General features: G+C 56.4%; 9 protein-coding genes. 4 read left to right on the top strand and 5 right to left on the bottom strand.

Going from position 1 to position 13,564, the window contains the following annotated elements; genetic code table 11:
• Positions 1–360 (bottom strand): hypothetical protein, encoded by a 360-nt coding sequence (locus tag D8U69_RS10945; RefSeq protein ID WP_130905565.1) that lies wholly within the window; start codon positions 358–360, stop codon positions 1–3.
• 465 nt (positions 361–825) lie between these two features.
• On the opposite strand from D8U69_RS10945, the gene D8U69_RS10940 reads away from it, so the two are divergent.
• From D8U69_RS10940 to D8U69_RS10930, 3 genes are all read left to right on the top strand, one after another.
• On the top strand, positions 826–1,191 hold the full coding sequence (locus D8U69_RS10940) for a DUF3085 domain-containing protein (RefSeq protein ID WP_130905566.1): 366 nt from the start codon (positions 826–828) through the stop codon (positions 1,189–1,191).
• A gap of 295 nt (positions 1,192–1,486) precedes the next feature.
• Positions 1,487–1,807, top strand: a complete 321-nt coding sequence (locus D8U69_RS10935) for a hypothetical protein (protein WP_241667853.1) — start codon at positions 1,487–1,489, stop codon at positions 1,805–1,807.
• 86 nt (positions 1,808–1,893) lie between these two features.
• Positions 1,894–2,832, top strand: a complete 939-nt coding sequence (locus tag D8U69_RS10930) for a zincin-like metallopeptidase domain-containing protein (RefSeq protein WP_130905567.1) — start codon at positions 1,894–1,896, stop codon at positions 2,830–2,832.
• An 85-nt stretch (positions 2,833–2,917) separates the two neighbouring features.
• Here D8U69_RS10930 and D8U69_RS10925 read toward each other — a convergent pair whose 3' ends face one another.
• A complete protein-coding gene (locus tag D8U69_RS10925; protein WP_130905568.1) occupies positions 2,918–3,283 on the bottom strand; it encodes a histone-like nucleoid-structuring protein, MvaT/MvaU family in 366 nt (121 codons plus the stop codon).
• A 125-nt stretch (positions 3,284–3,408) separates the two neighbouring features.
• On the bottom strand, positions 3,409–3,603 hold the full coding sequence (locus D8U69_RS10920) for a hypothetical protein (RefSeq protein WP_130905569.1): 195 nt from the start codon (positions 3,601–3,603) through the stop codon (positions 3,409–3,411).
• A 222-nt stretch (positions 3,604–3,825) separates the two neighbouring features.
• On the opposite strand from D8U69_RS10920, the gene mobH reads away from it, so the two are divergent.
• Positions 3,826–5,544, top strand: a complete 1,719-nt coding sequence (gene mobH, locus D8U69_RS10915; RefSeq protein ID WP_130905570.1) for a MobH family relaxase — start codon at positions 3,826–3,828, stop codon at positions 5,542–5,544.
• Positions 5,545–5,800: 256 nt separating this feature from the next.
• Here mobH and D8U69_RS10910 read toward each other — a convergent pair whose 3' ends face one another.
• Complete coding sequence (locus D8U69_RS10910; RefSeq protein ID WP_347238264.1) at positions 5,801–12,229, bottom strand: DUF3320 domain-containing protein; 6,429 nt, start codon at positions 12,227–12,229, stop codon at positions 5,801–5,803.
• A 230-nt stretch (positions 12,230–12,459) separates the two neighbouring features.
• Complete coding sequence (locus D8U69_RS10905) at positions 12,460–13,467, bottom strand: hypothetical protein (protein ID WP_130907293.1); 1,008 nt, start codon at positions 13,465–13,467, stop codon at positions 12,460–12,462.
• Between the last annotated feature and the right edge of the window lie 97 nt (positions 13,468–13,564).

The following is a 13,564-nucleotide window of genomic DNA, read 5'->3' as shown; positions in this document are numbered from 1 at the left end:
TCAGCGTAGTGATCCGTGATCGTCATACATCTCAGGATACTTGAAACGATGGCGAGGGTGACTCACTTCGAAAATATCAGGCTCATTGTCAGGTGCAGTTATTGGCAATGCTGCGATTGTCCAAAGCGCAAGCATTCCAAGCGCTAAGAAAAGTGCAACTGACGCAACCGCAAGCAAGATGAGCAACTTGAAAATCTGCAAGCCAAATTGCCGATACTTGAAGGGCACTGAAGCTAATGCACTGGAATGCAGCAGCGTCGTTTCGAGTCGCTTGACCATCCGGCCAGCACCAACCGCAGCGTGTATGCAATGCTTGCCGATGCTTGTCCGACTGGAGGTTGAAGAAGCTGTAGTCAACATTTGATTGGCTCCTCTCCCGTCATTTCGCTCGGGGCCATTTGGTTACCGCCAACTTGGATCCAAGCTTTAGCTTACTCTTCTGCTGCTGATTTTCATGACCGTTGATCACCTGCCAGTCGCCGATTATCACCGGTGGCGCTCAGTGCACTGGTTCGCTCGACCCATGCGAAAAACACCATTGACGCTATGTCGGTTCGCTTGTTAAACCAATTGTGCAATCGCTGGTTTTCCAGCATCCCAGGTAGCCATAACCTTTGAGGCTACGTCACACACGTGATGGTTATCCCCAAATGCGATTCGCGTTCGGCAGCTCGCATGGTCACCGTTCCCCGGTGATGAACGCCTTCCAATCCCCCATAGCTCATTGAGCCCGCGTCTTTGACGCCCCCCAAACCCAATCCATACCAGTGCTGGGAATTCTCCCGCATGGGTGGCATTCCTCCGCACATTTTGGAGGATCTCATCATGCTGAGTTTTACAGGCACTGAACTTCACGCCGTATTAGCAGAGGCCGGTATCAACGGTTGCAGAGTCATATTGGTCAAAGACCACGGCGTCTACCTCATGTCAGAGGTTGGCGAATGCAAGCCGGATGGCGGTGGGCGCAAACGCGTGGCTTATGCCACCGGTTGCAACCCTGCCGTCGACGACTTCGACACCTGGTGGAATCATGCCCGCGATGAATTCGGTGGCGATGATTTTGCCGAGTACTTTGACATTGACGATCCCGTTCTCGCCAGCCTTCGCGGCACTGCAGGTTCGCTGGGGGTGGAGGCTACCTCCACCCACCTGTACCTGGCCGCCGAGGTTGATCCTGCGGGAAAACCTTGAACCTAAAAGCGAGCACCTCGCGCTTCCCGAGAGGCACCTAGCGGGCCTTTCGGGAGGCATTACACACTACGTTCAGACTGACTGGAGATCGCCACTGGTCAGGAATTCAAGGCCGATAGTCTTCCTTTGAACGCCTTGGATAGAGCCGTTCAAAGGAGGTCAGGATCGGAGATTGACCCCACGTTCAGGCGCGTTTTAATGGACGGACGCTCTCTGCTCGGCGGGTTGATCGGATCCGGCAAATCCACACCAAACCTCAGAAAGGTGACGCGGAATCTGCTAACCGGAGGCCACCATGTCCAGGATGAACCACCTCTCCACTGCCATTGTGCTGAGCCCAGGTGTCTGGCGACAGTTCATTGAACCTGCCACAGGCGAGGAGCCGGTTGGTCAGTCCACACTGCGCTTGGCAGAACTGCTCAATAGCGCGCTAACGTCTGCACCGCTTGCCCTGCACCATCCCATAGCACTGCAGCTCGAGCTGCAGAGCAACGGCACTTCAGTAGTTGCTCATTTGCCGCAGCTTCAGCTGGCTCGCGTCACCCCACACAGCGGCCCAGCTTTTTTGCTCGTCCGACTGCCTGATGAGAGCGCGGTAGACATCGCTGCCCTCTGACCCACTCAGCACCGTCACTGCCCCTCTACCCCACCGGGAACCCTTCCCGGTGGGGAGGTGTTCCCCCTTCACAACCGGAGAACGCCATGTCCGATATCTACCTGGACGTCACCAACAAGATCGTCAGTGCCCTGAGCCAAGGCGTGATCCCTTGGATCAAACCCTGGACTACCGCAGGTTCGAGCGCTGACTCCCCATTCCCCATCAACGCCATTACCCGGCGGCCTTACGCCGGCATCAACGTTCCACTCTTGTGGGCCGAGGCCCGCCTGCGAGGGTTCACCAAGGATCGCTGGCTGACCTTCAATCAAGCACGCAAGGCTGGCGGCCATGTGCGCAAGGGCGAGCAATCCACCCTCGCGGTGCTGTACAAACCGATGAGCAAGGAGGCGCATGACGAGGACGGCCAAGTCGTTCGCGATGAGCAGGGCAACATCAAATTGGTGCAGTTCGCGATTCTGCGCACACACTGCCTGTTCAACATTGAGCAGACCGAAGGCTTGCCTGACGAGGAGCCAGCCTCCACCGAGCACACTGACCCCGCGACCTTCATCGATCATGAACCAGCAGAGCAACTGCTGGTCGCCAGCGGTGCGCGCATCGAGCATCGCTACAGCGATGATGCGTGCTATCAGCCGATTCGGGATCTGATCCAACTACCTACGAAGGCGCAGTTCGAAGACGTCGGCAGCTACTACGCAACGGCTCTGCATGAGCTGACACACTGGTCGGGCCACCGGTCGCGTCTGAACCGTGAAGGTATCACCGGCGGGCATGCATTCGGCTCCACGGCGTATGCCTTCGAGGAACTGGTCGCAGAAATGGGCGCCGCGTTTCTCTGCGCACTCACCGGTACCACGGGCGAGTTGCGTCACGAGGAATACCTGGCGTCCTGGTTGAAGATACTCAAGGAAGACAAACGAGCCATTTTCCGCGCCAGTGGTCAGGCCCGGGAAGCCTCTGAGTACCTGTTGGCCTTGCAGTCTGATCAAGCCACGGATACGTCCGCTCGACTCACCGCATGATTGCTCTCACCCAGCAAAAAGGCCCCTATCCGGGGCCTTTATTTTGTCTGCTGCGTGACTTGTACCGCTGTCAATAAGTCAGCGATTACTGCACCCAGCTCTCAACGGTGTCCGAGCCGTGCTCCTGCTTCCACTGTTTGAGGATCTTGTGGTTGCCGCCCTTGGTTTCCACAACCTCACCGCTCTGCGGATGCTTGTAGCGTTTCACCTCGCGCGGCTTACGCTGGCTGCTGCTGGACGCACTCGCGGTCGGTACGCTCAGACCCTTGGACGGATCCAGAATGCTGATCACCTGGCGCAGGCCCATGCTGTACTCTTCCAGCAACGCTTTGAGTTTCTGCTCAAACTCGATTTCCTGCTTCAAACCAGAGTCGTTTTTCATGGCATCCAGCTGTTGCAGCTGCGCGGCCAATTGCGCTTCCAGTGCTTTGAACTCGGCAAGTTTGGACATGAATAATTTTCCTAAGCGTGGGACAAGTGCAGGGATAATAACTGAGACTGCGGTTTTAGCCGAAGGTTTACTTAAAGCGCACGCGCTCTTGCAAGGTTTCGGTTAAAACGACCTCGCTTGGTCACTCAATCAGACAAGTGCTGACAAAGGTGCGCCACAAGTTGCCGCGGATTTGCGCTGTTTCCAATCTTGAACACGATATCGCGCTGGCTGCGGGGCAGCTTTTTCGCACAGCGCTTGGCTGCAGATCGGATGGCCGTATCCGTGCCATGAATCCGATCGGCCAGTAACACGATCAACACTGCATCACTTAACGTCATCCGCGCCCCTACTCTAGCAATGATGCCGGCCAGTCTACGCCCTGGACAAAGGGGTCGCTATTCCGATCGGCCACCGATTCCGATGGACCTGGCTTCGAATTATCACTCCCGTAAAAAAGGCCAAGGCGGTAAAGGGTAACGGCGGCAATGGAAGGGGGCGCAAGGGTAAGAGGCTTATCCGAAAAGGCAAAAGGACCTCCCGAACGAACAGCAGGTCATGCGATGAAACGCTCGTGGTTTAGATTTCGAAAAGGTGAGGCGGCAGAACTCACTCCCACTCCCTTCGTCGAGGGCTTCATGCTTCCCCGGTCGGCCGAATCGCTACTCGCCGCCGACCACCGGAGAAAGCTGCTCGAACGCATCTGGCAGTACACGGCCCTCTCCGAAGCGCAGTTTGATCGGCTCTACCTAGAGCCCATCCGCCGCTACGCCAGCTTCGTACAGCAACTCCCGGCGAGCGAAAGCCATCATCACGCCTATCCCGGGGGCATGCTCGATCACGGGTTGGAACTCGTGGCCTGCTGCTTGAAGCTACGCCAATCCTACCTCCTCCCCAGCGGTGCGGCGCCAGAAGACCACGCGGCACAAGCCGATGCCTGGAGCGCCGCGATTGCCTACGGTGCCCTGCTCCATGACATCGGCAAAATCGCCGTCGATTTGCAGGTGGAGTACCAGAACGCAGCGCGCTGGCACCCCTGGCACGGACCGCTGTGCCAGCCCTACCGTTTCCGCTACCACCCAGGCCGCGAATACAAGCTGCACGGTGCCGCGGCGGGGTTGCTCTATACGCAGATCCTATCGCCCGCCCTGCTCGACTGGCTAAGCGATTATTCCGAATTATGGAGTCAATTGCTGTTCCTGCTCGCCGACCACTACGAGCACGCAGGGATTCTCGGGGAACTGGTGCTGCAAGCTGACCGGGTGTCCACCGCACAGAACATCGGTGCTAATCCCGCGAAGGCCTTGCAGGCGCCCAAGCACTCCCTGCAGCACCACTTGCTCACGGGACTGCGCCATCTGGTCAAGAACGAGTTCAAGCTCAACCAGCCCGGCGCAGCCGGCTGGCTAACTGAAGACCACCTATGGCTGGTCAGCAAGACCACGACCGACAAACTGCGCGCACATCTACTGGCCCAGGCTGTGGACGGTATCCCCACCTCCAACATCGCCTTGTTCGATGAGCTGCAGTCACATGGATTGGTGGAAGCGACACCGGAAAGCAAAGCTGTTTGGAACGCCACTGTCACGGACGGTGACTGGCAGCATCGCTTCACCTTCCTCTGCCTGCAGCCGAGCCTGGTCTGGGCCGATGAACTCCGACCCGAAGTTTTCAGTGGCACTATTGAGTTGACCGTGGCACCGTCCCTGCCGACCGATGAAGCGAGGGAGTCAGCCATAGCTCGGCCAAAGATCGCAGCTGCAGAACAACAGCACACCGCTGTGGCGCTAACTGAGGACTTCGCCTATCTCGACGATCTGATGGACATGCTGCAGGAGCCGGCCGAACTCCAAGCTCGACCAACTGCGGAAAGCCTGCGGTCTTCCGCTTCGCCGTGTCAAGACGACGTGGGATTAGCCTTCATCGAGTGGCTGCGCGAAGGAGTTCACAGTCATCGCTTAGTGGTCAACGACAGCAAGGCCATGGTCCATACCGTGGACGGCACATTTTTCCTAGTAACGCCGGGCATTTTCCAACGCTACGTAGCTGAGCATCCAGACTCGGCCGAAGCGTCCCCTAAGAGCGATTCCTGGCGTGTTCTACAACATCAATTTGAGAAACTGGATGTCCATCTTAAAAAGCCTAATGGCCAGAACATTTGGACCTGCAAGGTTAAAGGTCCTCGCAAAACGAGCTCACTCAATGGCTACCTCCTGCGCGGTAAGGCAGCGATATCCCAAGAGTCACCGGCGGACAATCCGTTTCTTACATTAGTCAGGTAAACCTCCAACGCAATTCCCTTAAGTAGCCCATGGCTTGAACAATCAAACCATGGGCACCTTAATCTAATCATTCCTGTGATGACGAATGGCCTTCTCGATTCGCGAGCGGCCAGCATGTGCGAGCTTCATAACACCCGCCTCCTTGGCGACGGCGTGGATCAAGGCCTCAGCCGCATGCCCCTTTGCTTCCATCTCACCCACAAGCGCAGACAACTCCTGCAGGCAGATTTCCGCCAGGCTGCGCACGGAGTCATCGTCACCAGGACGGCGGAATAGCTGAATCGAGGTTGGTTGGCCAGAAGAAGGTCCCCAGTTGCTCTTCCTCATGAGACCTGAAGTGAGCACGCGCGATCTGATCAACGCGATCACGAATACGCGCTCCTGTACGAACCCATCCGTGTGCCCGGGCGATGCGTCGGGACAGCACGCTGTCGAGTACGGGGCCTTCTTCGTTTACAACGTGGGCGATCATGCTCTGCAGAATCGGCGTGTAGGCGGCATTGAAGAAATGGTCAGGGCTCACGCCATCCACGGCCTGAGTAGGATCTGTCTCACGATAGACTGGGTAGTCTGCCGGTACATAGGCTACGTATTCAGCAGCGGCCTCAACGGTGGCCACCTTCGCGTATTTGAGCTCCTGGAAGGCGCCAGTCGGGTCATTGGCCACAGGAATACCCTCCTCGCCCGTGATCACTTGGCTCACTTGCTCCACCACCTCAATCACCTCGGCAACGGCAGCGTCGGTTTTGAGTCGCTCTGCTTCCTCGGCAGCATCGATTGCAGCCTGCTTGGCACGCGATGACTCCAGCAAAGCCATGAGTTTATGATGAACCTTCTCTGCAGTGCCCGCAGCGTCAATCCACCAGTCCGTCGACCAGATCCTCACGATCTCCCAACCCAGCCCACGCAGAACGAATTCTCGAAGCTTATCTCGATCACGAGCGGTCGCGCTGCGATGGTAGGTAGCACCGTCGCACTCAACGCCGGCAAGGAATCGACCTGGCGAATCAGGGTGCACGATGCCGAGGTCAATGCGGAATGACGACACGCCGATCTGGGTAACGACCTGCCAGCCTTTCTTGGAAAGCTCAGCCGCAACTGCTTTCTCGAATGGGCTATCGAAGCCACCAACGCTTCCTCGATCAGCTTCAACCAGGGCCTGCGGCCCTCGCTCAGCAAACTCCAGGAAGTGCTTCAGATCGCGTACACCTTCATTCTTGGTACGAGACAGATCCATGTGTTCGGGGCGAGTGGTCGAGAACACGACAAGCTCCTGACGTGCTCGAGTGATGGCTACGTTGAGTCGACGTTCTCCACCTTTCTCGTTCATCGGGCCAAAGCTCATCGAGGTGTGCCCGGCTGCGTCCTTACCGAAGGTGATCGAGAAGTAAATGATGTCTCGCTCATCGCCTTGTACGCTCTCGAGGTTCTTCACGAACACCGGCTCAAGCAGCGACTCAGAGAAGTAGCTATCCAGGGACGGATCCTTACGGCAGGCTTCGTCGAGCAGATCCTCAATTAACTTTTGCTGCTCGCCGTTGAAGGTCACAACACCTACGGTGTGGCCAGACTCGCGGAAGGCTGGCGATTTCAACCGAGCGACAAGGTGGGTTACCAGCGCCTGTGCCTCGATGCGGTTTGTGCGCGAACCGCCTCGGTCATAGATACCGGCAACGGGATGCAGCTTGACTGCTTTGTCGGTTGTAAATGGCGACGGGAATGTAACCAACTCCGACTTGTAGTAGCGCTGGTTCGAGAATGCGATGAGGCTCTCGTGACGGCTACGGTAGTGCCAGTTAAGGTTGCGAGTCGGGAGGTTTGCACTGATGCATTCGTCCAGGATGCTTTCCAGATCTGCCTCAGTGTCTTCGTCTTCCGATGAAGACTCAGCACGCCCGAAGAACGATGTCGGCGGCAGCTGTTTCGGGTCACCCACCATCACGACTTGGCGACCGCGAGCCATCGCCCCAATCGCATCCCACACAGGAATCTGGGATGCCTCATCGAAGATGACCAAGTCGAACGGTGTCGTATCAGATGGCAGATACTGGGCGATCGACAGCGGGCTCATAAGCAGACACGGTGTGAGCTTGGTTAGTGCACCTGGCGCTTGGCTCATCAACTCGCGCAGTGGCATGTGCCTAGTCTTCTTGTTCATCTCATGGCGCAACAACCCCCACTCCGATGAACGCGTTACGCTCTCCTGGCTAGGCAGCTCAGAGCACAGACGCGCGCGCAGCCAGTCACGAGTTAAGGCGATGAACTTATCATCCAACGCTCGGAAATCGCGAATGCGTTGTTCGTGCTCAGCGCTGACAAAGGTGCGGATGACGGCCTCGTTGTCGACGGTCGCGTTAAGCCACCAGCGAGCGTAGTTCACTTCAAGCACACGACGCACCTTGCCCGCGGTGATGGCGCCGCTCTCCATAGCTTCCACGATCGGAGCTAAGCCAACTGCATACGCCTCATCGCGGACTTTGCGCCAGGCGCACCAGGCTCTCAGGCGAGGCTCGGAAGCCACCATCAGCTCACAGTTCTGCTTGAGCTCTTCGAGCGAAAGCTCTGAGTTCGCTGCTACCGTTATCTCGGTGAATTGGCCAACGGCCGTCAAGTGAGCCGACCGCGCCTCCACATTCTTCAGCTTGTCACGAAGGGAAATCCCCGACTGAATGATGGAGCCTTCAGGCTCGAGCAAAGCATTCCCGTCGCCAAGCAACGCATTGAGTGGCCCTTTGAACCCTGCAATTTGCTCCGGGCTCTCGGCTAGCTTGGCCAAAGCTACCGCAATCTGGCCCTGGAACAGCACAGCCTGACGTGCGTCGTCCACCTTTGTCTTCAAATCATTCCAAAGTGGAACAACCTCTCGCAGGTCAGAAAGGTCTGCCAAATCTCGCTCCAGGATGCCCCGCTTCTTGAGCAGAACAACGTCATTCTTCAAAACGTTCCCGCAACGTCCCTCCTCCACAAGAGGATGGTCATCGGTTAGACGCCCACGCTCTTCAATCTCGCGTCGCTCAGACTGGAACTGCAACCCTGCCGTAAGTATTTCGGTCTCAGTAGCGAGGCCCTTCCAAAGCTCCGCAGTCTGACTCGCAAGCTCTGTGAACTCCGCCAACTCACCGTCGAGGCGAACAATAGCGCGCATGCGGGATAGTTGAGCCTTCAGCGCTTCGCCAAGCTGCCCTTGCTCGATGGCTTCGAACCCCTCGTCGTGCCACCCGGAATTGCTCAACTGATTAGACAAAGCGATCTGGAAGGCAATGGCACGCGATAGGTGGCCAGGGTTGGTCTTTGCCCCACTCCAAACATCGGCGCACTGGGCTCCCGGTTGGAGTTCGTCAATCGACTTTCTGACGGCACGGATTTCGATCCAAGTCGAAAGATCCTTCGCTACGTCCGCTTCTCCAGGAGCGGCCTGCACAGCAGCAAGTGAGGCCGTAACGCGTCGTTTGCCTAACCAGGATTTAGGCCAGATGGCATCGTCAGCCTTTAGCCAGTCTTGGTGCAGGTTTTCGACCTCGAGCCCTTCTACCGACTCGCTATAGCTTACGGAGAGCTGATCAGAGAGCTCTTTGATTGTTGAGAATTTTGAAAGCGCATCTTGAAGCGTTTCCACTACGGCTGGAGCCCAAGCAGCACCCAGGGAGCCCATAGTCGACCTGCGCTGACTCAGCAAATCCATCGCACGCCTGGCATCACCCGCGACTCTGGCAGGCCAGATAGCAGACAGCTTGGAAGTAAGATCCCGGTGCTCCTCAATCCAGTTACAGCCATCCGTTAAGCGCTGTGCAATTGATCGAGCGTTCGGCAACAAAGCGAAGCGCCAGTCATGACCAGCTGCGGTGGGCAGCACCGAAGAAAGAGTCGACAGACCTTCAAGAGGCGAAGGTGTGTGGGGAACTGTCGGCAGCCCTGCCAATTCGATGAAGCGATGAATCGCTTTTTGTGCCTCTAGAACCGAAGGCAGCACATCACGAGCTGCTTGAACAAACTCTTGCCTCCAATGCGGAGACCACTCTGTTTGACCGATCCCGGAAAGAGCGTGGCCGCCGAGATTTTCGTAACCCACCTCTTGAGCGTTAACCTCAAGACGGTCGCCGAGCTCACGAATGTCCAGCATTGCTTTCTGGTCATGAGTTTCAGGCGACAGCCAATTCAAGCTCGCTATTGGCTCGTCAGTACCGGAGGTAACGGTACCGATCGCATCGTATACGGAGTAACCGTTCCGGTATCGGTTATGGAGACGCTCTACATAGATGTTCAAGCTGTCGCGAATAGAGGCCAGCCGCTGAGCCTCGACCTCCCACGCATCCACATCCACCTCCCCTTTAGCTTCCCAGGCTGACTGCAGCTGAGCCAATACATCAGCCTTGCGGGCTTTACTGGAATGTAGCTCGAGGCAGAACTCTCCGAGGCCGATTTCACGAAGACGCCTATAGACGACGTCCAAAGCGGCAATCTTCTCGGAGACAAACAGCACACGCCGACCCTGAGCGATCGACTGAGCAATCATGTTTGAAATCGTCTGGCTTTTACCGGTACCAGGTGGCCCGATCAGCACAAAGTCCTTTCCTTTGGATGCAGCCATGACCGCGGCAAGCTGGGACGAATCAGATGGCAGTGGGCAGAACACATCTGCAGGGCCGTAATCACGATCCAGGAATTTTGCATCCGGGAATGGTGTACCCGATGCAAACGAGTCCCGAGGTGTATCAAGAAGGTGCTGAACGACAGAATTCTGCCGTAGGTGATGGGCGTTCTCTGACAAGTCCTTCCACATAAGGTACTTGGCAAAAGAGAACATGGCCAAGGTCACATCTTCGGACAGCTCCCATCCAGGAATGTCCTTGATAGCGTGACCTACTCGCCTCCAGATGCCGACGATGTCCAACCCCGAGTCATCACGAGGTAGCTCGGTCTCGAGCGACCCCAGGCCCAGTTCGAAGTCCTGTCGAAGCATCTCGATCAGCGTAGGGTTGAAGCAAGGCTCATCGTCATGGAGCACGATCGAAAAACCAGAACGCGCACTCTTACGCTCAAGGCTGACTGGTATCAGCACCAGGGGCGCAGTGTACTTTTGACCGGCCTTATCTTCTCGCGTCCACTTCAGGAAACCGACAGCCAAGAACAGCGTGTTGGCGCCACCCTCTTGCAGTGCTGTACGAGCGCCGCGATAGAGCTCGGTCAAGCGCACGTCCATCTCACGGCTGGTGAGAGCTACAAACACCTCTCGACGCTTCAGGGCGTCCTCTGCATGACGCCGGCGAACATCCTCACGCTCACGCTGTTCATACAGCTCTTTCTCACGTGGATCAGCTCCATCCATGAGGTCAGGCCGCGTCAGAAGCTTCAGCGACTGTCCGCTGGCAAGAATGTCTTCGAGAGCGCCAGGATCCGGGGCCTCAAGCTTGAGCGCCTTCTTCCCGTACTTGAAGTTGAGCAAATTGTTACGCAACGAGAGATCAAGCAGTTTTCGCTGCCAACGTTCTAGCCTGTCTTTGGGGCTAAGCTTGGCAATGTCTTCGACTTCAACGTTGACGATCTCATCGGGGATATCATCGCCATCTTCAATGAGAAGGCCTGGCCCATCGTCCAAATCAGTCGTAACGACTCGGGCAATCTGCGCTTCGGAGCTGGCCAACGGTTTGATGCGCTGCAGGCGGGCACGCCGTACATCAAGCAGCATTTCAAATTCGGACTCAGCCTCCTCATCGATCTGCTTGGCTCCACGTTCAACTGCATAGGCGAAGGGAGGGATCGATGGTTGAGTGAGCAACGTAGTCTCAAACAGAGCAAGCTCTTTGAGCTTCACCCTCTTCCTCACAGTCGAAACGTCGTCGATTAAGGTGGTGGTGAACTCTTCTGGTTTCAGCCAAACCCCCGCGAAAGCATGACCGCGAGTAAAAACGATTACCGGGTTAAGGCCGATCTGCTCCAATGCTGCACATAGGAAGAGGGTCAGATCCATGCAAGTGGCCAGGCCGGAATCTGCGATCTGGCTCGGGCTACGCACTTTCTGACCGGATTGCTCAAAACTGGCCGGCGGCAAGGAGTAATCCAGTTTCATGCGTGCAACTGCGCCCCATGCGGCTGACGCCAGTTGCCAAGCCCGCTTGGGCCCACCGCTGTAACCATCCAAAGCGGGCGACTTTTCACTCAAGCGCATCAATTCAGCAGCCTGCTTAAGCAGCCGCTCCACAGCCGGATCGTTCGGTTGAACAAACGCAGCTGTCATATCTGGGATATGCCTTAACCCACCCCACTGATTGCGGGGCAGTAGCTCAACGACCTGCTCGAGCTGAGCAATCACTTTGCGACCGTTTTCCGCCTCGTTGCAATCCGCCTCCAATGTGAAGGAGAACGTAGACATTTCGGCTTCTGTGAGCCTACTCAGCAGAGGCCCATCCAGAATGAGGTCTAGGCCAGGAATGGATCGAAACGACTCGGGCGCTACCTCTTCGATACGCCAGGTTTTCGGTTTGAACACTTCCGGTGAAGAGGTCAGCGTCAGCGTAGCGTTGAGGTAACGCTCACTCGTTTCGTTCGAGAGGCGTAGCTCATGGATAACCGGAATCGCATTCTGGAAGTCTGCAAGGTTGAGCTTTGATACCAAGGTAGCGAGGATCTTGAACTCTTTCGGCTTTGGTTCTTCTTGTGGGGTGACGTGTTGAACGAGCTCGTCCATGCGCAACCTTCCTTGTCTCAGATGCTCAGGGGGTGCAGGCGAATGCCCGATCAAGAGGGCCCCCACTTGAGCTGGTGGCGGGATGATAGCGCTTCTAGCAGGAGTAGTAATGAGCCTTTGGTCTCCCGTGCATTTTACGAGATGCCGATCCAGGCAATGGGTGAACGAGGTAAGGCCTCCTGAGGGTACCGACGCAGCTAGCTGTGACATTAGCTGCACCGGGCTTGCATTCAAGCGCGTTGCAGATTGAAACTCCTGGCATCCAGTGCAACGACGGCTGAGAAACCCTGGGTCTTCTTGAAGGCCATGCTGTGAACAAAGTTCTTCATTGCTTCAGACGGATCAATGGCATCAAGGTTGAGCGAATCCAGCGTGTTTCGGGAGAAAGCTACGCTCAAGATCGGTAGCTCTTCCAAATGGCCTGTGGAGCTGTTGAGCACGTTATCGAGTGCCGTCACCATCACCAAATCATCAGGCAGGATCGCCAGCAGCTCTCGACCTACACGCAGCGCGCAGCTACATACGTAGTCTTGATGCAGCTCATTGAAACGGCCGATCGGCATGGCCTTAGTGGACAGCTTTCCGCTTTTCAGGAGTGACTTAATCTCGCTCGGGATAACGTGCGTGCCATGAATAGCCAGCCGGGCCTCCACTAAGCCGGACTCATGGACAATCAACTCAATACCCGAGCCCAGATGAGCGATTTCGGTGAATGGCTCGAACGCTTCGATCGCATCCAGTTTGGCTTGTTTGTCACCGTTAATAATGCGGTGCGCCAGCTCCCGTTCATCAGCCCAGTTGGCATGAGCCTGGCGCCAATCGGAATGTGCCGTTTGAAAACGCCGCAGATCTTCAGCTTTCCCCTCTTCCACTTTGCGACTCAGGGCTCTGCGCTGTCGGGCTTCGAGTCTGAGTAGGCGGGCCAAAAAATTAGGCGCATAGGTTGCTAGTGCATCAGATGCTGCTGCTTCAGCGGTAACGTCCAGAGATGGCTCCCTAGGCTCAACACTGTTCAGCAGGGACTTCCAGTTAATGACATCACCGCAATCTTTGTGCACCGAAAGCAAGACCTCGACGTGGTTCTCGTAAACCTCCACCTCATAGGCTGCCTGCTCAAGGGCCTCCATGCGCGCGTACTCTTTGTGTTGGCGCTCCAATTCGCGCTGCCGGCGATGTGAATTGCGCTCCGCACGACGTGCTGAAGCCTGCATTGACCTGAGCGTGCCTTTCCATCCCATAAGATCTTTCCTTGAAATAGTCTGATGATGGCACATTAACATATGGCGGGTGCAAACGGCGAAAGCGTCCCTAGGAAGCTATTTCTGAACGCGAGTC

Origin of the sequence: Pseudomonas sp. Sample_16, assembly GCF_004307665.1 — a bacterium.
In the GTDB taxonomy this organism is placed as follows: Bacteria; Pseudomonadota; Gammaproteobacteria; order Pseudomonadales; family Pseudomonadaceae; genus Aquipseudomonas.
This window is presented reverse-complemented; position numbering and strand designations above follow the sequence as displayed.

Coding starts and splice junctions, on each gene's coding strand:
- D8U69_RS10940 (WP_130905566.1), top strand. CDS start 826: ATGCTGAGTTTTACAGGCACTGAACTTCACGCCGTATTAGCAGAGGCC.
- D8U69_RS10945 (WP_130905565.1), bottom strand. CDS start 360: ATGTTGACTACAGCTTCTTCAACCTCCAGTCGGACAAGCATCGGCAAG.
- D8U69_RS10920 (WP_130905569.1), bottom strand. CDS start 3,603: ATGACGTTAAGTGATGCAGTGTTGATCGTGTTACTGGCCGATCGGATT.
- D8U69_RS10935 (WP_241667853.1), top strand. CDS start 1,487: ATGTCCAGGATGAACCACCTCTCCACTGCCATTGTGCTGAGCCCAGGT.
- D8U69_RS10910 (WP_347238264.1), bottom strand. CDS start 12,229: ATGGACGAGCTCGTTCAACACGTCACCCCACAAGAAGAACCAAAGCCG.
- mobH (WP_130905570.1), top strand. CDS start 3,826: ATGAAACGCTCGTGGTTTAGATTTCGAAAAGGTGAGGCGGCAGAACTC.
- D8U69_RS10930 (WP_130905567.1), top strand. CDS start 1,894: ATGTCCGATATCTACCTGGACGTCACCAACAAGATCGTCAGTGCCCTG.
- D8U69_RS10905 (WP_130907293.1), bottom strand. CDS start 13,467: ATGGGATGGAAAGGCACGCTCAGGTCAATGCAGGCTTCAGCACGTCGT.
- D8U69_RS10925 (WP_130905568.1), bottom strand. CDS start 3,283: ATGTCCAAACTTGCCGAGTTCAAAGCACTGGAAGCGCAATTGGCCGCG.